This is a genomic window from Dyadobacter sp. 676 (genome assembly GCF_040448675.1).
Taxonomy (GTDB): Bacteria; Bacteroidota; Bacteroidia; order Cytophagales; family Spirosomataceae; genus Dyadobacter.
This window is the reverse complement of sequence record NZ_CP159289.1, coordinates 558,705-579,890: the sequence shown is the minus strand read 5'-3', so window position 1 is coordinate 579,890 and position 21,186 is coordinate 558,705. Positions and strand designations below refer to the sequence as shown.

Sequence of the window (21,186 nt, the reverse complement as noted above, 5' to 3'; positions counted from 1 at the left end):
TGAAGAGAGGGCTTCGGCTGGCGATGTTGTAATAGTTGGTGACGGAGAAAAGGGATTTAAGTATTTGCCGGCCAAAGAGGTATTTGAATCGTTGAATCCGGATGACGAGTTTAAAAAATAGAAACTAGCGGGAAATGTGCCGGCTAGTTTCTATTCTGGTACAAATCACTTCTCCGCCGTCTCCCGTGAACCATCCAGGCTTTGTGCGAGCTTCACAAGTTGTACAAATTCGGAGCGGTAACCTTCTTCATCCTTCCCAAATGCGCCGCGGGCGTGCCGGATGACGTCCGTATAAGTTGCCTTACCCCTATATTCCGAGCCACGCAGCAACAACCCGAACTCCGCTACGGCGCTGGCGAACCGAAGGTTCTCGGAGCATTGGTCGAAAGCTACGGATCGTGCTTTGACCGGCAGATCAAAGAGCACGCTTTTTTCGCTGTCGGCCTTTTTTATAACGAACCTTTATCGTCATCATTTCGTCGCTGTTACCGGTCGTGGACCGGTGGTCAGACTGATATTTCAAGGCTTCGGTTTTTCCGATGTACGGAGTTTCTACGCCATGCGGCACGATCTCGTAAATCGCAGTTACGGTGTGGCCCGAGCCCATATCGCCCGCGTCCTTTCGATCATCGTTGAACTCGTCGTTGCGTAATGCGCGGTTTTCATAGCCAATGAGTCGGTAAGCCCGTACGAGCTCCGGGTTGAACTCGATCTGGATCTTGACATCTTTGGCAATCGTGAACAACGTGCCGCCGAATTCCTGCACAAATTCTTTCCGCGCCTCCTGAATGTTGTCGATATAAGCATAATTCCCGTTGCCTTTGTCGGCCAGCGTCTCTACATGGCTGTCCTTGTAATTGCCCATTCCGAAACCCATTACGCTCAGGAAAATGCCTGCCTTGCGCTTTTCTTCGATCAATTTCTGTAATTCGGATTCATTGGAGACTCCCACGTTGAAATCACCGTCGGTGGCCAGAATAACCCGGTTGTTCCCCTGGGGCAGGAAATTGTCCTTTGCCAGCTTGTAGGCCAGTTCGATACCCTCGCCCCCGGCCGTCGATCCCCCGGCTTCGAGCTTATCGAGCGCGTCTTTGATCATCTTTTTCTCGGTCCCCGATGTTGGCGGCAATACCAGCCCGGCAGAACCTGCGTAGGCGACGATAGAAATTTTATCGCCGGCACGGAGCTGGTCTACGAGCAGATTGAATGCCTGTTTCAGCAAAGGAAGCTTGTTGGCTGCATTCATGGAACCCGAAACGTCGATCAAAAAGACCAGGTTGGAAGCGGGAAGGTTTTCGGTGGAAACGGTTTTCGCCTGTAATCCGATGTGTACGAGTTTCAAACCTGCATTCCATGGCGAATCGGTTGTTTCGGCCGTGATCGCAAGAGGATGGTCGCCGGCGGGTTGCGGGTAATCGTAGTCAAAATAATTGATCATTTCCTCGACCCTTACCGCATCCGCAGGCGGCAACTGGCCGTTGTTGAGAAAACGGCGTACGTTGCTGTAAGCGGCGCGATCTACATCGACGGAGAAGGTCGTGACAGGCTGCTGACTTACGGACAGAAAGCCGTTTTCATTAACAGGTTTGTAGCTTTCGGTTTCGGGGAGGGCTTGCAGGTAAGTTCCGCCGAGCGATGCCGGCGCGGAGGTAACTGTCTGGAAATCGACGGTTACTTTTTCGGCCGCTTTCGGCCTGCCGGTCACTACCAGCTCATTCAGTGTCTGCGCGTTAGGGACCAGCATGACTTTCAAGACCGAATCCCGGGTAACGGGCACAGTGAGAGCCTGGTAACCCGCTTTCCGGAACACCAGCGCCCTGCCCGGAGTGGATACCCGGATGGAAAAATGGCCAGCCTGATCGGTGACCGTTCCTGCGGCGCTGCCCTGAAGTGATACGCTTACACCCGCGAGCGGAACGTTCGCGGCGTCGGTGACGGTGCCTTTGACGAGCCGGTCGGGCAGCAATGCGAAGGCACTCAACAAGATGGCTAGCAGAATAATGATTCTCGTTTTCATGGTACAGATTCGTTGTTTATTCGCTGGATGCATGCCTCCGGGTAATTCCACAAAAGTTTTTCAGAATTTTTTATGGAATTTTGATAAAACCGCATCCAGTAGCCGGAAATGCCGGAACACCGGAACACATTCCCCGTACACACGTGAACTTTTTGAGATTCTTTCAGGGTAAGGGTAAAGAACCGATGCCGGAGGCCGAGCGGCTTACGGCTTACCGGCATTCGGGCGACGTTGCCATACTGGGCGCATTGTATGAGCCTTATATGGAAATGGTATTCGGTGTGTGTTACCGATATCTCGGGGACGAGGAAGAGAGCAAGGACGCGGTGATGCAGATATTCGAGAAATTGGTCTCGGATTTAAGGCAACACGATGTCTCGAACCTGAAAAGCTGGCTGTACAGCGTTGCCCGCAACTATTGCCTGATGAAACTCCGGGCGGCACGGGTAACTGCCGGTGCCGCAGAGGCCGGCGCGCGGGAGTTCCGGATCGAAACGCCTGTGCAGGACGACTTCCTCGTACTCGAAGCAAAGCTGGACGCAATGGACAAATGTCTCCAAAAGCTCGCGAACGAGCAGCGGATCAGCATTGAACTATTCTATCTGCAAAGCAAATGCTACCGCGAGATCGCCGGCGAAACGGGGTTCGAGATGGGCAAAGTGAAAAGCTATATCCAGAATGGAAAGCGGAACCTGAAAATCTGCATCGAAAGCAATGGACGCTACCGATAACCTTTTACCGGATTTTGACGACTTCGAGCGCTATTGCAGCGGGCAAATGCCGCCTGCCGAACAACGCCTGCTGGAAGCAAGAATGCTCGACGAGCCGCTGGTGGCCGAGGCGTATGAAGGCTTTCTCGCGTGGCGAGCCCCTTATGCCGACGCCGCGCGGCTCCGTGCGGATTTACATGAACGCCTGCACACCCGTGCGTCGCGCACGCGCAGGAAGGCATTGCCATTGTGGGCTTACGGTTCGGCTGCGTCGGTATTGCTGGCCCTGTTTGTTTACCGGGTCGCTTTTTGGGGAGGCCGTAAGGCTGATACACAAAGACCTGCCGCCATTGTAACGCAACGGGATCAGCCGGGCAGCAAGCATGGGGTTCCGGAGCAGGCTTCGCCCGTTGCACAAGCACCTGCGCCTGCAATCGCCGGGCCAGCCGGAGCGCCGCAACTGGCCGCTTCGGCGCAGGCCCGGAGGGAGGAGATTACACCATCCCCGGGTATTGTCGCAAAATCTGCCGCGCCGGCATCCTCCACAGCCGCCGGGCCGGAGCAACTGGATGGGAAAGAGGAAACCGATACCGTTTCGGCCGATTCGGAGCTCGCCGGAAAGGCTGCTGCACAACTTGCCCCGGCACCTGCCAGGGCATTGGCGGTGCCCGGTTCAGTACAGGCAGTTGGAAAATCAATGGCCGGCAGAACGAGAGCCACGGCTTCGGCTCCGCAAATTGTGTCACAAAAGCCTTCGGGGACTAGTTCGCTCACTGAAAACCTGAATGAGATCGCGGCGACCGGCATCTCGTCCCAGTCAAAGAAAACGGCGGTAAATGTTCCTTCCGAAGCCGACCGTGCCGATCCGGCGCCGGTTGGAGGCTGGGAGGCGTACCATGTCTATCTCGATGAGAATACGGCGTCGGCTACGACGACCGGACAGGTAACCGTAACATTTGTAGTCAACCCGACGGGTACATTGTCGGGCTTTAAGGCAAGGGGTACCGGGGAACTTCGGGACGAGGCGATCCGCATTGTCCGAAAGGGGCCAGTCTGGCTACCTGCGCGAACCCAGGGCGCGAACACCGCCCGTTTGGTGGAGGTACAGCTTCAATTCCGCCGGTCCGAATAATTGTGACCTAATCAGGAGGTTAGGCCATGATTTGTAGAATTATTTTTAAAAAATACCGGGAATTAGAATGGTTATTTTTTGCGATCTACTTCTCAGTGCTTAATTTTACTACAAGCTCTGAATCACTCACCTCTTAATTTTTTGCATACCTGAATTTGTACTTCCTCCTTCCTGGTCCTGCAATGGCGTTTTCCGACATTGCCAGGCGACCGATGAGGTGGAACTGCGATTGTCTGGCTTAAATTTTGTTATGGCAAGTATTATTACTATTTCTACGAAGTAATTGAATGCTATCCTCCTCGTTACGACACCAAAATTTGCTTATTTATACTCAACCTATGGACGATAGAAGGAATCTGCTGATTATAGACGACGAACCCAGCATAACCAAAATACTGGAACATTTTCTTAAAAAAGATTTCAATGTAGTGATCAAAAGCGACGGTTCCGAAGGGATGTTGTGGCTCGAAGAAGGCAACCAGGCCGACCTCATCATCGCAGATCTCCATATGCCGAATCTGAGCGGCAAGGAATTTCTGAAAGTAGCGAAAGCGAGTAATCTCTATTCGGAAATACCGATTATTATCCTTTCCGGCTCCGACGAAAGCAGCGAGCGCATCCAATGCCTCAATCTGGGAGCGGACGATTTCATGGTCAAGCCTTTCAACCCAATGGAGGTGCACGCCAAAATCAATGCCGTATTGCGGCGCAGCAAACGCTTTTCCTAAAATACGGATAGTATGGAACTGGCCGGCACAACGACAGAAATGGCAGCGGCGGGGAAAACCTACCTTGCCCGGTTCAGGGTTATTTACGTTCATACCGACTTCCAGGAATATCTGCGGTTCGCGGAACGCTTTGAGGAATATCTCCAGGTGGAATATTTCGATACGCCGGCGGGCGCGCTGGAAGCATTGAGAGAAAGTTATCCCGCCGATGTGATCGTTGCGCACGACCGGAGCGGAGGCCTGGAACTGCTGGACATCATCCGCGGCAGCGCCGGCTTTGGGAATATCCCTTTCGTGTTACTGGTCGACAGGATCGACCGCCAGGCGATCGATGTGGCCCGCAGCAAGCGTGCCGACGATATATTCTCGGTCCGTTTCGAGGACGGCGACCTCATTACCCGCATCAGGTATTTCAAAAAGCGCCAATGGTACGTTGCCAACAAAGCGTCGCAGAAAATCGGCTCGCGAAGCCATAAAACGCCGCTTTGGAAAAGGGCGATCGATATCGCGACTACGGGAACGGCAGTGATCCTGCTGCTTCCGGTATTCATTATCGTAGCCATTCTGATAAAGCTGGATTCGAAAGGCCCCGTGTTTTACAAATCCAAACGGGTAGGAAGCGGTTACCGGATTTTCGACCTGTATAAGTTCAGGACCATGCGGACAGACGCCGACCAGCTGATCCGTAAAATGGCCGCGTTCAATATGTATTCGAGGTCCGAACCGGTAGCCCAGATCGAAACGCAGGGGCTTTGCGACGAATGCCGGGCGGGCAACGAATGCAAAAACCTGCTTTTTCATGACGGTAAGGAGATCTGCGAAAAGCTGTACCATTTTCAGAAGGAGCAAAAGGCGGCGTTCATGAAGTTCCAGAACGATCCGCGCATTACCCGTCTGGGCCGGTTTCTCCGGAATTCGAGTATCGACGAACTGCCGCAGTTGCTCAACATCCTCAAAGGCGATATGTCGCTGGTGGGGAATCGCCCGTTGCCCCTGTACGAGGCCGAAAAAATGACCACGGACGATAAAATACTGCGTTTCGCAGGTCCCGCCGGGCTTACCGGCCTGTGGCAGGTCACCAAGCGCGGCAAGGGCCAGGCCGATATGACGGAAGAGGAGCGTACCCGGCTGGATATTACTTATGCCCGCGAATTCTCCTTCAGAATGGATATGGAGATCATCCTGAAAACATTTCCGGCGCTGCTGCAGTCGGAGAATGTCTGACGGAATAACAACGCTATGTCAGGAAATTTTTGCCCAGTCCTCGTGTCCGGGATCGTACCGTTTGATAATGCGCGCCGGGTTTCCGACAGCGACCGAGTACGGCGGGATATCCTTCGTCACGACGGCCCCGGCCGCTACCACCGAATGCCGGCCAATGGTAACGCCTGCGGTGACAACGGCGTTGGCGCCGATCCAGCATTCGTCCCCGATGACGATCGGGGCTATGCTTACGCCTTGTTTATGAATGGGTTGCCGGATGTCCTGGTAGTTGTGGTTGAGGCCGCTGACAACGATATGCTGCGCGAGGATCACGTCGTTGCCGATTGTCACCGGACCGATTATGACATTGCCCAGGCCGACCAGGGAGTTGGCGCCGATGTGTACCGCCCCCACGCCATTGTTGATTGTGCTGAAATCTTCGATCATCGAATTATCGCCGATCGAAAACGGATTGAATGGCAGCACATCCATTCTGACCCGCCTGCGGATGACGACATTTTTGCCCTTATGATGAAAAAAGCGGTTCAGGAAAACCCGGACCCACCACCTGGGCCGCGCCTGATTGGTCGGGACCAGCATCCAGTGGACAAATTTTTTCAGTCCCGGACTGCTCCGGATTTGGTCAGGTAAGGACATTTTACCTAGATTAGTGAGATGTAGTAATATTTTTATCCAAAAGTATTTTGTATTACTACAAAGTCAATGAAAGTGATTTATAAATAATGATAGTTCCCTGATATGCCGATTAAATATGCCGCTTTGGGGCTCCTGCTTTTATGCTCGGTCCCGAGCGCCCGTGCCCAGGAATCTTTGAGCAAAGACGTCGATTATGCCTACCTCGACAAGCTGATCGCGATCTGCAAGGCCAATTATCCGAAGATCAAGATGTACCAGGCACATGTCGACGCGGCTGAAACGGGCGTCAGAAAAGCGAAGCTTTCCTATTTCGATATCTTCAATTTCTCCTACCTGTACAATCCAAAAAATAACGGAACGCCGGTATCCGCCTCATTTCCTTTTACTTATCAGTTTGGTTTTTTCGTCAATATCGGGGCCATATTGCAAAAGCCGGCATTGGTGAAGCAGGCCCGGAGCGAGCTTGCCTCTGCGGAGTACGACAAGCAGTCGTTCGACCTGAATATGGAAGCCGAGGTGAAGAAGCGCTATTTTACCTATATCCAGAAAAAAGCGGTGTACCGCGTGCGCTCGAATGCCGCGCTCGATGTCGAAAGTATGCTCGACCATGTGAAAAAGCGCTTCGAAACGGGACAGGAGACATTGGAGAAGTATAACCAGGTGCTCATCATGCAAACCGACCACGCACAGAACCTGCTGAATTCCGAAAGCGAGGTACTGGTTGCCAAGAGCAGCCTGGAAGAATTGTTGGGACAAAAACTAGAAGATATCAAATGACCGAGGTTGTACAGTTTTTGAGGTTGTTGCAAAGGAATAAGCTCGCGCTGATCCTCGTTCCGCTGATTACCGTCATCGTCTGCTATTTCCTCGTGAGACGGCTGCCGGACACCTACGAATCGCACGCCCGCATCGCCACGGGGCTGGTCGACAAGACCGACCAGGTGGTAACACGCGCCAGGGATGAGCAGGACCAGCAGATCGCACGCAAGTTCGAGAGCCTGATCCAGGTAATGCGTCTGAAGAGAACCCTAGATCAGGTATCCTACCGGTTGATCCTTAACGATTTGAAAGGCTCGAAAGACTCAACCTGGCGCGAGCCGGTGCGCGAACTGGAAGAGATGGGCAAGGCGGAAAAAGCCAGGGCCATGGCGCTCATCGGCGAGAAATACCGGAAACGGGAGGAGCTGTTCCTGTGGAAGCCGGAGGAGAAAAAGCTTAACGACATTATCGTGGACATGGGCTACGGAGCCAATGCGCTTCGCGAGAAGCTGATTATTTACCGCACGGGGGTAAGCGACTATATCGATGTCGAATACGAAGCGGAACACCCCGATCTGGCTGCCTATGTGGTCAATACGCTTGCGCAGGAGTTCATTTCGGACAATTCGTCACGCGTGGTGGGCAACAACAAAAGAACCATCGACTTTCTTCACAGTTTTATGCAACGGAAGCTCGATGTGCTGAACGAGCGGATGAATACTTTGAAAAATTTTAAAATCCAAAACCGGGTGCTTAACCTGAACGAGCAGGCCAAGAGCATTTACGGGCAAATGGCTGATTTTGAGACCCGCCGACAGATTGCGCAGAAGGACATTATCGCCTATACGGCCGCTATCGGCAATATCGACAAGCGTTTCAATCCCACGGAACGCAAGTACTTCGAAAGCGCGCTCACCGACATTAACCAGAAGATTATCGCCACCAAAAGCAACCTGAAAGCCCTGAACGAGCGCTACATTTTGAGCAATTTCGACAGTCGCATCAAATTCAGCCTCGATTCGCTGCGCAGCCGGCTATCGGAGGAAATCGATGAGGCTGCGGATAAATACGCCTACAATCCGATGGCTGTTAAACAAGACCTGGTAACGCAGAAACTGGGCATGGAGATTTCGCTCGAATTGGCCAGGAACAGCGTATCGTCCATCCAGGCCGAGCTCGATCGCCTTAACCGAAAGTTCGACGGGCTGGTGCCCAACGAGGCGAAAATCCAGGAATTCGAAACTTCGATCGACATCGCCAGCAAAGAATATATCGAGGCGTTACAGCGCTACAACGAAGCCAGCCTGGAATTCAGTTTCCCCGTATACCTCCGCCTGATCGAACGTGCGATGCCCGGCGAAGTCCAGGCGTCGAAGAAAATGGTCCTGGTGATCCTGTCCGGGGTGATCAGCTTCACATTCTGCGTATTCGTGTTCTTTATCCTTTTCTACCTCGACAAATCGATCCGCTACCCGTTACAGCTGGCGAACGAAACCGGCAAGCCTGTACTGGGGTATCTGAATGCGTTGGATAAGGATTCGAACCTCAGCCTGTCGGGAATGAATGCATCGGACGACAAGTCTGTCAGGCTCTATAAAAACCTGGTGCGGTCCATTCGGTACGAGCTCGATAACGAAATGGCCGATCCCAAGATCATTGCAGTTACGAGCCTGGGCTATGACGTGGGCAAAACGGCGTTTGTGATCGCATTGGCATGGGCATTTTCCAAAATCAATAAGACCGTACTGATCATCGACGGTAACTTCGGCCAGCCGGACATTTCCCGGCTGAACCCGGATAGTACGCCATTTGAAAATTTCATAAAATCAAACAACCTGCCGGAGGCGATGCGGGGCCAGATCAGCATCCTCGGCGCGAAGCCCGGCGACATCTCGGTGCTCGAACTGGCCGAAGAGAAAGTGATCGGCGAGCGGTTGCAGGCATTGAAAGCCCGTTTCGACATTGTCCTTATTGAAACCGATTCGCTGATGGCCATGAACCGCGCCAAGGAATGGGTGATGTTCTCGGATTTGGTGGTTGCGGTTTTCGCGGCGGGACGGTCGATAGGACCGGGAGACCAGTCGAAGATTCAGTATCTCAACGGCTTGCATGGAAAATTTGCTGGTTGGGTATTGACCAACACCGGGGATATTCCCGAACAGGCCGGAAAGGTGGCTAAACCCGTGGAAGCATGAAAATCTTGGAATGGACAGGATGGGCGATCCAGCTCATGGTCGGGTACAATCTCGTGTTCCCGGTGTTTTTATTGCTGCTTTATGGTTTAAGGAAAACGGCGGGACCGCGGCATACGTGCCAGGCAACGGCCGGTATGCCCGATTACGGCATTATCGTGACGGCCTATGAATACACTGCGCAGCTGCCTGCGGTTGTCGCTTCGCTGCTCCGGCTGGATTACGACCGTTACCATATTTACGTGGTCGCCGACAAATGCGATATCAGCAACCTGAATTTTCAGGATGATAAAGTGCTTTTGTTGCGCCCCGACAAGGTTTTGGGCAGTAATACCCGCTCGCATTTCTACGCAATACGCCGCTTTGTGCGCCCGCACACGCACCTGACCATCATCGATAGCGATAATCTCGCCGATCCGGGCTACCTGAACGAGCTGAATGTGTATTTCAACAGGGGGTACGAAGCTGTACAGGGCGTTCGCGAAGCGAAAAACCTGGACACGACTTATGCCTGCCTCGACGCGGCGCGCGACATCTATTACCATTTCTACGACGGCAAAGTATTGTTCGGGGCCGGTTCTTCAGCCACGCTGGCCGGTTCGGGGATGGCGTTCACGACGGCATTGTATGAAAGCGTGCTCGGGCCCCTGGACGTAACCGGCGCGGGTTTCGACAAGGTGCTGCAGAAAGGCATCGTAAGCCGCGGTTACCGCATTGCATTTGCCGAAAAAGCTATTATTTACGACGAGAAAACCACCGGTTCCGACCAGCTCGTGAAGCAGCGGGCAAGATGGCTCAACACGTGGTTCCGGTATTTCGGATACGGTTTCAAACTGTTTTTCAAAGGCATAATACGCTTCGACTTAAACCGGACGCTGTTCGGATTGGTGTTACTGCGGCCACCGTTGTTCCTGTTTCTGCTGCTTTCGATGTTTTTTATGATGGCCAACCTGCTGATCTCGCCGATCGTATCGCTGATCTGGCTGGCTGCACTCATGATATTCGTGATGGGATTTTACATTTCGCTGAAAAGCTCGCCTACCGACCCGAGGATTTACCAATCGCTGGTGAATATTCCCAGGTTCATGTTTTATCAGCTTACCGCGCTGATGAACGTGCGGCGGGCCAACAGGATTTCGGTGGCTACCCGCGGGGAAAACGAAAGTACCGGCGATTAACGCAACACTGTTATGAAAATTTATCCCGAAAAAAAGGTTAGCGGGCGGGCATCCGATTTGAGCGGGCTTACGCCTTTGCAACGCACAGCACGCCTGGCGGCCCTGTTGCTGGCGCTGGCGAGCGTGTTCGTGTGGTTTTTTAAAATCCTTTTCTTTTAATGAAAGATATTCGGATACATATTCCCGGAAAGAGTCACGAGCGCCTCGGCGGCATCGAAAAGCTGCGCGTGCTGCTTGACGGCCGGTTGGCGGGGCTGGTTGTGTTGCTGCTCATTTCACTGGTATTCGGCGTGTTAATCGCTTACAAGGGCATAGTGGCCGGTGCGGGCATTCTGGCGCTGATGATCGGGCCGCCGGTTGTGTATGGTATTGTAGCCTATCCCGAATTCGGCATTACCGTATTGCTGACCCTCGCTTATCTGCTGTTTTTCATCGGCCGGCTGGGTATCGACTTCCCGCTCGGAACGGTCATGGACGGAGTACAGTGCCTGCTCATTCTCGGTTTTTTTATACATCAGAAACGACGTCCCGACTGGAAGGTATTCGGCGGGCCGGTCAGCGTGATGATCCTCGTCTGGATCGTGTATAACATTGCCCAGGTCGCCAACCCGGCCGCGGAATCACGGCTGGCGTGGGTGTACACCATCCGGGCTGTGGCGATCGTGATGCTGACCTACTTTGTATTTATGTATCAGATCCGAAGCATCCGGTTCCTGCGGTTTATCTTCAAATTATGGCTTGGTCTGGCGCTGTTTGCGGCATTGTATGCCTACAAGCAGGAATATATCGGTTTTTCGGCAGCCGAAGACGCGTGGCTCCATTCTGAAGGCGTCGAGGATTTGCTCTTTATCGCCGGGCACTGGCGTAAATTCTCCATTTTTTCCGACCCGGTCGCATTTTCCTACAATATGGTGGCAAGCAGCATTATCTGTATTGCGCTGCTGACCTTCGTGAAGAAAACCTGGCAGAAACTATTGCTGGTGCTGATGCTGGCGCTGTTTTTCTCGTCGATGCTTTTTTCCGGCACGCGGGGCGCCTATGTGCTTATCCCGGCAGCGATGGTACTTTTTGTGATCCTTCGCATTAACCGACGCGTTTTGTTTTTTACCGGTATAGCGGCGCTGTTCTTTTTGTTCCTCGTTTTTGTACCCACCACCAATTCCAACATTGTAAGGTTCCAGACCGCCTTTAAACCGAACGACGACATTTCGTTCCAGGTGCGGAAAAACAACCAGAAGCGCATTCGACCCTACATTCTCACACATCCGATCGGCGGCGGGCTGGGGGCGACAGGGGCCTGGGGACAACGGTTTGCGCCTCAATCCTACCTGGCTAATTTCCCGCCGGACAGCGGTTATGTCCGCATTGCGGTCGAGCTGGGGTGGGTGGGGCTGCTCCTGTTCTGCCTGCTTATGTTCTTTATTCTGAGGGAAGGTATCGGCAACTATTTCCTGATCGATAACCCCGAGCTGAAAACCTATTGCCTTGCGATGGTTTTAGTGATATTTGCTTATAATATAGGTAATTACCCGCAAGAGGCGCTGGTGCAGTTCCCTTCGAATATTTACTTCTATCTGGCCGCCGCGATTATCAACATTACCCGCATCCTGGACGAACGGGAGCGGCAGAAGCCTGTGGTATGAAAATAGCCCATCTGATACTCGCGCATTCCGCCCCGGCGCAGCTGGCGAGGCTGATCGGCGCACTGGAAGATCCCGATGCCTGTATTTTTGTACACCTCGACCGCAAAACCGACCTGGCTGCATTCCCTTTCCTGACAAACGGGGAGCGCATGACGCTTGTCGCCGACCGCGTAAATGTGGCCTGGGGCGCTTACAGCATTGTGGAAGCCACGGTACGGGGTTTTAAGGCCATTGCCCGGTCCGGCCAGGATTTCGATTATGTGAATCTCCTCAGCGGGGCGGATTATCCGGTCAGGAGCGGCAGCGAAATCAGTGATTTTTTCGCCCGAAACCATGGAAAGAATTTCATGGAATATTCTCCCGTACATCAGGACTGGCAGGAAGCGATTCCCAGAATTACGGAATACCATCTCACCAATTACCATTTTGCGGGTAAATATCTGGCCCAGAAATGGCTTAACAGGCTGCTTCACGCGCGTAAGATGCCAGCCGGCCTGGAACCTGTGGGGCGGTCGCAATGGATGAGCCTGACGATGGATGCCGTCCGGTACGTTCTGGAATACCTTGCAAACCATCCGGAGGTTGTACGTTTTTTCAAACTCACCTGGGCACCCGACGAGATGATATTTCAAACTATTTTGTATAATTCGCCTTTCCTGCCTTCTCTGGTCAATGATAATTTGCGGTATATTGACTGGTCGAAAGGCCAGCCGAGCCCGAAGATATTGACGGAAGAGGATTTGGAACGGGTCCTGGCGTCGGGGAAACTATATGCGCGGAAATTCGACCTGGCCCGTTTCCCCGCCGTGCTGGATGCCCTCGACGGGGCGATCCGGCACCGCCAACCATAAGTAATTCCCAACGAAAGCGGGGAGCACCCGCGCATTAGCCGCAGCAATATGGACATTGTCATTACCGGGCAACAGGCCTGGGATGTTGAAATTGGAAGCAATTGCAAGAACATCGCGCTGGAGTTCGCCAAAAACCACAGGGTATTGTATGTCAATTCCCCGCTCGACCGCATCAGTCTGCTCAAAAATGGCGATGATCCCAAGATTGTCAGGCGGAGGGCGGTGGTTCACGGTAAGGCCGACGGTCTCGAAGAAGCGGGAGAGAACCTCTGGATCCTTTACCCCGACAAGATGATCGAGTCGATCAACTGGCTGCCGGACATGCTGTTCGATATTCTCAACAAAAGGAACAACCAGCTTTTCGCCGGTTCGATCGCCCGTGCAACGCGAAGGCTCGGTTTTACGAACTATATTCATTTCAACGACAATGATATGTTCCGGAGCTTTTTCCTGAAAGAACTGCTCAACCCCCGCCTTTCTATTTACTATTCCCGTGATTTTATGCTGGCCGTCGACTACTGGCGGAAGCACGGCGCGCGCCTGGAACCGCGGCTCATCGCCAAAAGCGACCTTTGCGTAACCAATTCCACCTACCTGGCCAACTATTGTGCCGGATACAACAGGCATTCTTACTACGTGGGCCAGGGTTGCGACCTCGGCATCTTCATGGCCGGCAACGAAACCCCGGAGCCGGCCGATATCCGGCCTATCGCCCGCCCGCGCATCGGGTATGTGGGCGCATTGCAGAGTATCCGGCTGGACATGGAATTACTGCTATACATTGCCGAAACCCGTCCAGGCTGGAACATCGTGCTGGTAGGCCCGGAAGACAATGAATTTCTTCAAAGCAGCCTGCACAAGCTGCCCAATGTAACCTTTACCGGTTCCCGCAGCATCGCCGATCTGCCGGCGTACATCAACGCATTCGACGTATGCTTGAATCCGCAGTTGCTCAACGAGGTCACAATCGGCAACTACCCGCGTAAAATCGACGAATATCTGGCCGTTGGCAAACCGGTCGTAGCTACTGCCACCGACGCCATGAGCGTATTCGCCGGGCATGTGTACCTGGGTAAAAGCAAGGAGGATTATGTGAAGCTGATCGAACGGGCGTTGGCCGAAAATTCGGACGAGCTCGCAGCCGCCCGCCGGTCGTTCGCGAGCTCGCATACCTGGGAGAACAGCGTAGGAGAAATCTACAAGGCGATCAGCAAGGCGGGTGCTTCCCTGTGACCCATTACGACAGGTTTTTAAGCTGCGACAGCCCCGTTTCGGATTCGGCTTTCAGGTCGGTCAGTTTCTGGTCGAGCTCGCTATTCCATTCGCCTTGTTTCAGAATGGCTTCCAGTTCCTTGTACTGATTGGCGGTGTTCAGTAACCCTACCGAAAACAGCGATGACCGGAATTTGTGAATGGCCTGGCGGAGCCGCTCGGGATCATTGTCCCGGGCTGCCCCGGCGATATTGGCGAGCTGGACCTGGCTGTCTTTTTCAAACATGGCAATCAGTTCGTCGCGGAGCTCCTGGTCGCCTCCGGTGATTTCCGTGAGGTACTCGAGATTGAGAATTGAGTCTGTCATTTTAGTTACAGGAGGTTGTTGAGCAAAGTCTTTGCTTTGTGATGTTCCGTAGTTTTCCTTGTTTCCAAGATGTGCAATGGCGTATAAAAGTTCGCTTTCCTTAAACGGTTTCGAAATATAGCTGTTCGCGCCGATACTCAGGCATTCTTCTTTTTCGCCAACCATCGCGTGGGCCGTCATGGTGATGATCGGAAGGGTGGGGGGAAATGGTCCGCCTGATCTCCCTGATGGCCGTGTAGCCGTCCATTACCGGCATTTGAATATCCATCAGCACCATGTCGAAGGTTTCCTCGCGCAGCTTGCCGAGTGCTTCCTGACCATTGTTGACGATGGTTAACGGAATGTTCAGGCGTTCGAATATCGCCTTCAATAGTTTCTGATTGAGTGTATTATCCTCCGCGGCTAGAATGTGCAGCGACGTTACCGAAGCATTGATATCGATCTCCTGCTCGATCTCCTCCTGACGGTCGGCGTTCTTTACCACTTTGAAAGGGAAATCCATCGTGAATACCGAACCTTTGCCCAATTCGCTTTCCAGATTTAACGTGCCGTCAAAAAGTTGTACGAGGGATTTTACGATGCTCAGCCCCAGTCCGGTCCCGCCGAATACCCGCGTTGTGCTTTCGGTGGCCTGTACGAACCGGTTGAAGACCTCCTCGATCTTGTCCTTTGGAATGCCTATGCCGGTATCCCTGACCTCGAAACGGATATTCTGGATGTTGTTCACCGCTTCGCCGACGGGCGTGACACAGAGTTTTACACTGCCATGCTCGGTGAATTTGACAGCATTGCCACATACATTGAGCAATATCTGTGTCAGCCGCAGCTTGTCGGTTTCGATGTATTCCGGCAGGCCTTCTTTGAGAACAGCCTCGTAAGCAATGCCTTTTTCGACCGCGCGGTGGTGCATAATCGCTGAAATCGAATCGGCAAGTTCCCGGATGGACACGGGCGCTTTTTCCAGGTGCACCTGCCCGGCCTCGATCTTCGAGAAGTCGAGAATGTCGTTGATAAGTTCGAGCAGGTTTTTGCCCGCATATTGAATATAACCTACATATTCGAGGCTCTTCTGGTCGGTTACCTCGCCCAGGAGCAGGTTTGTAAACCCGATGATCGCATTCAGCGGCGTCCGGATCTCGTGACTTACATTGGAAAGGAAAATGTCCTTTACGCGCACCGACTTTTCGGCCAGGATGCGCGCTTTTTCCAGCGCTGCCTCGTAATTGGCGCGTTCGGTAATGTCCCTGAAAACAGTAATGGCGCTGGTAATCCCGCCGTCGAGACCGATTACCGGCTGTACATTTGTTTCAAGGTGGTAAATTTTGTCGTTCTTGACCAGGTCGATCTTGTTGCCGGTCAGTTTTTCGCCCTGCAATGCACGGGTCACAGGCAATGTGTCGGCCGAAAAACGTACATGGTAATGCGTCGGGTCGAGCAACTTAAGGCGTTTTACCTGTTCTTCGAGTGTTTCGGGTCTTTCGCCCTCCACACCGAGGATTTCCCTGCCCGATTGGTTCAACACCTCGATCTTCCGTTCTTTATTGATCACCATGACGCCGTCGGGGATGGCTTCGAGATACTGGCTTACAGTCCGTTCCTTTTCGTTGATTTCCTTTTGTAAAAGCTGCTGCTTGCGTTTGTCGAGGTTCAGGAAAATAATGGAAAGGATCGTGAGTACGAACCCGACGGCGCCGGTGACGAAAATGAACATGACCGAGTTCTGCTGCGTATCGGAAACCAGCTTGCGCCGCTGGTCCAGGTTATGTTTTTCATAATCGTCTATTTCGTTGATTTTGCGCGAGAGCAGGTTATTGAGCCGTATTCCTTCGCCTTCCTGGATTTTGGCGAATGCCTGGTCGCTTCCCTGCGTACGGTAAATGCTGATGATGTTCTGCGAATAGGCGACGATCTGCCCCGAAATATGCAGCAATTCCTTCACCCGCCCCGTCTGGACCGGATCTGTCTTGACGAGGTTGAACAGCGTGTCGGTAATGCCCACGAGCTGGATTTTCTTATTGTAATTGTCCGAAAGCAGCTGCTCGCTCTGCGTGATCAGGTACCCGCGCATATTCGACTGGAAATCCTTGGTTACCAGCCCGAAATTGGCCGTCTGGTTCAACACGCCGATCGTCACATTCAGCCGCTCGTTATTCAGCGAGAGATCGCGGACGTTCTTGTAGGTAAAATACTGGGAACCGAAAATGAGTGCCAGTCCAAGGTAAATACTCGCGTAATACCATCTGAATGAATCGTTTCTGGGGCTGGTCGGCATATGTCAGGGAATGGGATGTTGTAGGTTGAATGAGATCGGGTTCAGTATGAACCGACAGGATATTCAGGTCAGGTAGTCAAAATTAAATTTCAGGTGCCGGTAAAGGTGCCGCATTTGCGTCAGGAAGAAGTTACTGCTTTCGCGGAGCCTGTTTCTCCTCATCGTGCTGGGTTCCGCTTCGGAGTTCTTCTGTACAAACAAACCGGTGAAATCCTTGTAAAAATAGGCTTTGCCCTTGTTTTTAAGGAACGACATCATCATCCGGTACTCGGTGACATCACCCTTCCGGCCTTCCGCGTATCTCCCGAACCTTTCAAAAAAGTTGCTCCTGCGCAAGTGCGGGTGGTCGCTGTACGCGTAAAATTTGCGGTAGCCGGGCTTCCAGAGGCGGAAATCCATCTGGTAATACCCGTGCTCGTGATTGCGCAGGTAGGGATATTCGAAATAGGCGTAAAACCGTACCACATCGGTTTCCGGTTTCTCCCGCATAATGTCCAGCGCGTGCACGAAACTGCCGGGAAAAATGGCGGTGGGCGTAAAATCCTCCTGCACGTACAGCGTCAGGGGCGTCTGTACGGCATCCTGGCCTTTGTTGATATTGTTGCCTAAACCTTTGTTCTGTGGTGTGGTAATGAGCCTGAACCCGTATTTTTTCTGTAACCGGAGCAGGTAATCGATGTGCTCCGCCTTGCTGCCGTCGTCGGACACGACAATGTCGCCAAAGCGGCAATGCAGCGCTTCGAACGAAAGGAGCAGCTGTTCCAACGACTGGCTCCGGTTGTAATGCGTAATGAGCAGTGTCACTTCGCCGAAGAAATATTCCTTGTTCATACGGGTTATGGCAGGTTTATTTCATGAAAACCAGGTCCAGGGTATTCTTCACCCAGCGGTAGCGCAGGTAGCCCAGGCGGGCAAGCCTGACGAACGGGTTTTCACTGAGCTTCCAGTCGGCGCGCTTCATGGTACTGGGTTCGTCGGATGAGTTTTTCTGGTAAAACAGTTTTGTGAAATCGTTGAAAAATAGGCCCTTGCCTTTTTTTGCAAAAAACGGACAGCCATTTTGTATTCGGTCAGGTCGCCTTTGATGCCTTCCGGGTACCGGCCGAATTTTTCCGGAAAAGTGCTCCGCCGCAAGTGAGGATGGTCGCTGTAACAGTAAAATTTCAGATGGTTCATGTCCCAAAAGCGGTACACCATTTCCGAATACCCTTTTTTGAATGGTTTCAGCGTCGGGTAGGCGAAATAGGCGTAAAAACGGACAATGTCCCATTTCGAGTCCTCGCGCATGAATGTAAGCGCGTCCCTGAAATGCGCGGGGAAAATGTCGGACGGTTGGAAATCCTCCTGTACATATAATGTGTATTCCGATTGCACGGCGTCCTGGCCTTTGTTGATATTATTGCCCAGGCCGCGGTTTTCAGGCGTGGTAACGAGCCGGAAGTTGTAACGACCGCCAAGTGCCCGCACTTTTTCGAGGTGTTCCGGCCTGCTGCCGTCATCGGACACGACGATGTCGGCAAACCGGCATTCCAGGGACTCAAAAGTCGCCAGCAGCCGTTCGAGCGAGCCGCTGCGGTTATAATGGGTGATCAACAACGTTGTGTCGGGAAACTGGTATTGCATAATGCCCTGGTATTACGAGAGATAGTCACGCATGCCTTGCAATTGCCGCCTGGCCCGGTTGAAAAACGCCCTGGAAATGCTGCCGTCGTCGAGCAGGCGACGCGGCGATGTAAAAACCGTGGCTTTCGGGCTGGTGACCTGTTTCAGGTCGCCTTCTTTTTTGAGGTTCAACGCCATACGGCCGTCCTCGGCCTCGTTTTCGAAATCACTGCCGACAATATTGGCATAAACCCTGGAACCACTTACCTTGAAACCGCCCGTCCGGCGGCCTACTTCCGTCACGAAGCCCATATTGAAGCCATAGACGTTGAGGTATTCCCGGTTTTTCTTTCGGATTTTGATCATCAGTCCTGCAAATTTTTCGTAAAGCCAAAGGCCGAGCCGTCCCTGCCCGGGAGGCGGAATGAAGGCGTAGTTGCCATACACGCCAGTAATCCGGGGATCGTTGGCCATCGGGGCCACCATCAGATCGATCCAGTCGGGCGGGTAGAACGTGTCGGAGTCGGCGCAGAGGTGGAACCTGCCACGGGCGTGATCGAGGCCCATTTGCCGCGCAAATGGCGTTCCCTGCACGGTTTGCAGGTAATTGCGGACGCCCAGCGCGTCGAGCACCTTCTGGGTGCCATCGGTAGAGTTGTTGTTGACAACGACGATTTCGACCCTGTATGCCGTGTTGCTGGCCGAAAGCGACGACAGTGTCCGATAGATATTGTTCTCTTCGTTCCAGGCGGGGATTACCACCGAAACTTCCGGCTCTTCGTCCTTGAAGCGGCCGATACGTTCCCGCAACGCCCGGATTTCGCTCCCGGTAAGGTCTTCGAATCGCTTGTTTGTAAAAAGGTGCGGTAAAATCCATTCAGGTAAGCCCAATAAACCCATATTCCGGTAATCAACGGTTCGTACTTTTACAAGCAGGCAGTCCCGTGTGCGGGAGTACGAGGAAAGTTAAAACATTATTCCAGCTTAGTGCAAAAATATTGTAAAATTACTTCGCATATTGCGTTTGGCTCCAACTTCGGGAAAAGTTAAGTGATCGGATGGCCATTCAGCTGTTACAGAAATTACGGAACAAGCATTTTCTTTCGCTCGCCGGAAACGGGATCATGTCGGTATTGGGAATGCTCAACATGATCATCCTGTACCGTGCGTTGCCTGTTACGGGCATCGGGATGTGGGTGTTCTTTCTGTCGATCCTGCTGCTGGTGGATACGTTCCGTTCGGGGTTCCTGACGACGGCCTTTATCAAATTCTACGCGGGCGCGACCGCCGCACGCAAGCGCGAGGTAGTCGGTTCGGCCTGGTTCATCGGTGGGGCCATCACCGGCATTCTGGCGTTGATCAACATTCCCGCGTTCCTGTTTTCGGGTTGGTTCAAAAATCCGTCGGTGATATTGTTCGTGGAGTGGTTCGGCATTATCTACATCGCATCGTTGCCCTATTTTATCGCTTCCTGTGTAGTGCAGGCCGAGCAGCGGTTCGACCAGCTGCTTTGTATCCGCTTCCTGAGCCAGGGGTTTTTCATCCTTTTCGTGATGGTCATGGCATTTACCGAAACCGCCGACTTACAAAATATCATTTACGCATACCTGGGTGGTGCCGCGTTGACGAGCATTTTCACGATCGCGATGGGCTGGGCAAGGGTCGGCGATTTCAGGTACCGTACCGGCGGCTGCATCCGGGAAATCTTCCATTTCGGTAAGTTTTCCGTGGGCACCACATTGAGTTCCAATCTTTTCGGAACGTCCAATACGATGATCATCAACTTCATGCTCGGCCCGGCCGCCCTGGCGGTATTCAACCTCGGACAGCGGCTGATGGAAATCATCGAAATACCCCTTCGAAGCTTCGCCGCTACCGGTATGCCCGAGCTCTCGGCCGCCTACAACGAGGGAAACCGGCCCAAAGTGATCGAAACCATGAAACGATATGCCGGGCTTATTACCATGGCATTGTTACCGGCCTGCATCGGGGCGGTAATCCTCGCGGACGTAGCGATCCACATCATAGGCGGCGAAAAATACGTGGGTTCCGAAGCTGCCAACATCATGCGCCTGTATATGACATTCGCGCTCCTGTACCCGCTCGACCGCTTTTTTGCATTGACACTCGATGTGATCCATCAGCCCCAGATCAATTTTATCAAAGTCCTGATCATGCTCGCAGGCAGCGTGATTGCCTCGGTAGCGGGTATTTATATTACCGGCAGCATTTACGGCGTGGCCATGGCCGGCGTTGTCCCGACACTCATCGGCGTAGGCATTGGTTACTGGGGACTCAGCCGTTTCCAGCCATTCAGCGTCCTGAGCGTGTTCACCACGGGCTGGGCCGAAGCCGCGGGCCTGGCGAAGGTATGGTGGAGAAAGCTCAGGGCGTATGGTAAAAATTTCTAAATTACAGGTTAAACGCCGGAAGCCCGCATGGTCCGGTACCGGTGTAAACCTCTTGAATACGCTCTGCCAATGAAACTGAAAGGACATCAGATTCTGATCCTGGGCTTTCCCCGATTTGACGCGTCCGTCCGTTCCGTCAGCTACGCGACAGCGAGGTTGCTTGCCCGGGAGAATGAGGTGTATTACATCGAGCACCCGTTTACGCTGGGGGGATTTTAGAACGGCGCGGCGTGCGCATTTTCCGAACACCGG

At 52.9% G+C, this 21,186-nt stretch carries 21 protein-coding genes; 13 read left to right on the top strand and 8 right to left on the bottom strand.

Annotated elements, in window-relative coordinates; all coding sequences use genetic code 11:
* Window positions 1-165 precede the first annotated feature (165 nt).
* Window positions 166-426, bottom strand: a complete 261-nt coding sequence (locus ABV298_RS02760; RefSeq protein WP_353720670.1) for a YfbK domain-containing protein — start codon at window positions 424-426, stop codon at window positions 166-168.
* Window positions 416-2,017 carry a von Willebrand factor type A domain-containing protein gene (locus ABV298_RS02755; RefSeq protein ID WP_353720669.1) on the bottom strand — a complete coding sequence of 534 codons (1,602 nt, stop codon included), beginning with the start codon at window positions 2,015-2,017 and terminating at the stop codon, window positions 416-418. Before ABV298_RS02755 ends, ABV298_RS02760 begins: the two co-directional genes overlap by 11 nt.
* 143 nt (window positions 2,018-2,160) lie before the next feature.
* On the opposite strand from ABV298_RS02755, the gene ABV298_RS02750 reads away from it, so the two are divergent.
* The 4 genes from ABV298_RS02750 (at window position 2,161) to ABV298_RS02735 (ending at window position 5,811) form a co-directional block, all read left to right on the top strand.
* Window positions 2,161-2,748: a sigma-70 family RNA polymerase sigma factor gene (locus tag ABV298_RS02750; protein ID WP_353720668.1), complete on the top strand. Its 588-nt coding sequence runs from the start codon at window positions 2,161-2,163 to the stop codon at window positions 2,746-2,748.
* The gene (locus ABV298_RS02745; protein WP_353720667.1) at window positions 2,732-3,859 is read left to right on the top strand and encodes a hypothetical protein; all 1,128 of its coding nucleotides are present in this window, start codon (window positions 2,732-2,734) and stop codon (window positions 3,857-3,859) included. The genes ABV298_RS02750 and ABV298_RS02745 overlap by 17 nt, the downstream gene beginning before the upstream one ends.
* A 338-nt stretch (window positions 3,860-4,197) precedes the next feature.
* Window positions 4,198-4,587, top strand: a complete 390-nt coding sequence (locus tag ABV298_RS02740) for a response regulator transcription factor (RefSeq protein WP_353720666.1) — start codon at window positions 4,198-4,200, stop codon at window positions 4,585-4,587.
* 12 nt (window positions 4,588-4,599) lie between these two features.
* On the top strand, window positions 4,600-5,811 hold the full coding sequence (locus tag ABV298_RS02735) for a sugar transferase (RefSeq protein WP_353720665.1): 1,212 nt from the start codon (window positions 4,600-4,602) through the stop codon (window positions 5,809-5,811).
* Window positions 5,812-5,829: 18 nt separating this feature from the next.
* Here ABV298_RS02735 and ABV298_RS02730 read toward each other — a convergent pair whose 3' ends face one another.
* Window positions 5,830-6,447, bottom strand: a complete 618-nt coding sequence (locus ABV298_RS02730) for an acyltransferase (RefSeq protein WP_353720664.1) — start codon at window positions 6,445-6,447, stop codon at window positions 5,830-5,832.
* Window positions 6,448-6,549: 102 nt separating this feature from the next.
* Between ABV298_RS02730 and ABV298_RS02725 the strand changes: the two genes are divergently transcribed.
* The 7 genes from ABV298_RS02725 to ABV298_RS02695 are packed head-to-tail and all read left to right on the top strand — an operon-like array spanning window position 6,550 to window position 14,303.
* A complete protein-coding gene (locus ABV298_RS02725) occupies window positions 6,550-7,224 on the top strand; it encodes a TolC family protein (protein ID WP_353720663.1) in 675 nt (224 codons plus the stop codon).
* The gene (locus ABV298_RS02720) at window positions 7,221-9,401 is read left to right on the top strand and encodes a lipopolysaccharide biosynthesis protein (RefSeq protein WP_353720662.1); all 2,181 of its coding nucleotides are present in this window, start codon (window positions 7,221-7,223) and stop codon (window positions 9,399-9,401) included. The genes ABV298_RS02725 and ABV298_RS02720 overlap by 4 nt, the downstream gene beginning before the upstream one ends.
* Window positions 9,398-10,576: a glycosyltransferase gene (locus tag ABV298_RS02715; RefSeq protein ID WP_353720661.1), complete on the top strand. Its 1,179-nt coding sequence runs from the start codon at window positions 9,398-9,400 to the stop codon at window positions 10,574-10,576. Before ABV298_RS02720 ends, ABV298_RS02715 begins: the two co-directional genes overlap by 4 nt.
* 12 nt (window positions 10,577-10,588) lie before the next feature.
* Window positions 10,589-10,735 carry a hypothetical protein gene (locus ABV298_RS02710; RefSeq protein ID WP_353720660.1) on the top strand — a complete coding sequence of 49 codons (147 nt, stop codon included), beginning with the start codon at window positions 10,589-10,591 and terminating at the stop codon, window positions 10,733-10,735.
* Window positions 10,735-12,219: an O-antigen ligase family protein gene (locus ABV298_RS02705; protein WP_353720659.1), complete on the top strand. Its 1,485-nt coding sequence runs from the start codon at window positions 10,735-10,737 to the stop codon at window positions 12,217-12,219. Before ABV298_RS02710 ends, ABV298_RS02705 begins: the two co-directional genes overlap by 1 nt.
* The gene (locus ABV298_RS02700) at window positions 12,216-13,070 is read left to right on the top strand and encodes a beta-1,6-N-acetylglucosaminyltransferase (RefSeq protein ID WP_353720658.1); all 855 of its coding nucleotides are present in this window, start codon (window positions 12,216-12,218) and stop codon (window positions 13,068-13,070) included. The genes ABV298_RS02705 and ABV298_RS02700 overlap by 4 nt, the downstream gene beginning before the upstream one ends.
* Window positions 13,071-13,118: 48 nt before the next feature.
* A complete protein-coding gene (locus ABV298_RS02695) occupies window positions 13,119-14,303 on the top strand; it encodes a glycosyltransferase (RefSeq protein ID WP_353720657.1) in 1,185 nt (394 codons plus the stop codon).
* A gap of 4 nt (window positions 14,304-14,307) precedes the next feature.
* Here ABV298_RS02695 and ABV298_RS02690 read toward each other — a convergent pair whose 3' ends face one another.
* The 5 genes from ABV298_RS02690 to ABV298_RS02670 form a co-directional block, all read right to left on the bottom strand.
* Window positions 14,308-14,814: an Hpt domain-containing protein gene (locus ABV298_RS02690; protein ID WP_353723129.1), complete on the bottom strand. Its 507-nt coding sequence runs from the start codon at window positions 14,812-14,814 to the stop codon at window positions 14,308-14,310.
* A complete protein-coding gene (locus ABV298_RS02685; RefSeq protein ID WP_353720656.1) occupies window positions 14,750-16,921 on the bottom strand; it encodes an ATP-binding protein in 2,172 nt (723 codons plus the stop codon). The genes ABV298_RS02690 and ABV298_RS02685 overlap by 65 nt, the downstream gene beginning before the upstream one ends.
* 63 nt (window positions 16,922-16,984) lie before the next feature.
* Window positions 16,985-17,752, bottom strand: a complete 768-nt coding sequence (locus tag ABV298_RS02680; RefSeq protein ID WP_353720655.1) for a glycosyltransferase — start codon at window positions 17,750-17,752, stop codon at window positions 16,985-16,987.
* Window positions 17,753-17,878: 126 nt separating this feature from the next.
* The gene (locus tag ABV298_RS02675; RefSeq protein WP_353720654.1) at window positions 17,879-18,544 is read right to left on the bottom strand and encodes a glycosyltransferase; all 666 of its coding nucleotides are present in this window, start codon (window positions 18,542-18,544) and stop codon (window positions 17,879-17,881) included.
* A gap of 12 nt (window positions 18,545-18,556) precedes the next feature.
* A complete protein-coding gene (locus tag ABV298_RS02670; RefSeq protein ID WP_353720653.1) occupies window positions 18,557-19,423 on the bottom strand; it encodes a glycosyltransferase family 2 protein in 867 nt (288 codons plus the stop codon).
* A gap of 158 nt (window positions 19,424-19,581) precedes the next feature.
* On the opposite strand from ABV298_RS02670, the gene ABV298_RS02665 reads away from it, so the two are divergent.
* Window positions 19,582-20,934 (top strand): lipopolysaccharide biosynthesis protein, encoded by a 1,353-nt coding sequence (locus ABV298_RS02665; RefSeq protein ID WP_353720652.1) that lies wholly within the window; start codon window positions 19,582-19,584, stop codon window positions 20,932-20,934.
* Between the two features lie 69 nt (window positions 20,935-21,003).
* On the top strand, window positions 21,004-21,153 hold the full coding sequence (locus tag ABV298_RS02660) for a hypothetical protein (protein WP_353720651.1): 150 nt from the start codon (window positions 21,004-21,006) through the stop codon (window positions 21,151-21,153).
* Window positions 21,154-21,186 lie beyond the last annotated feature (33 nt).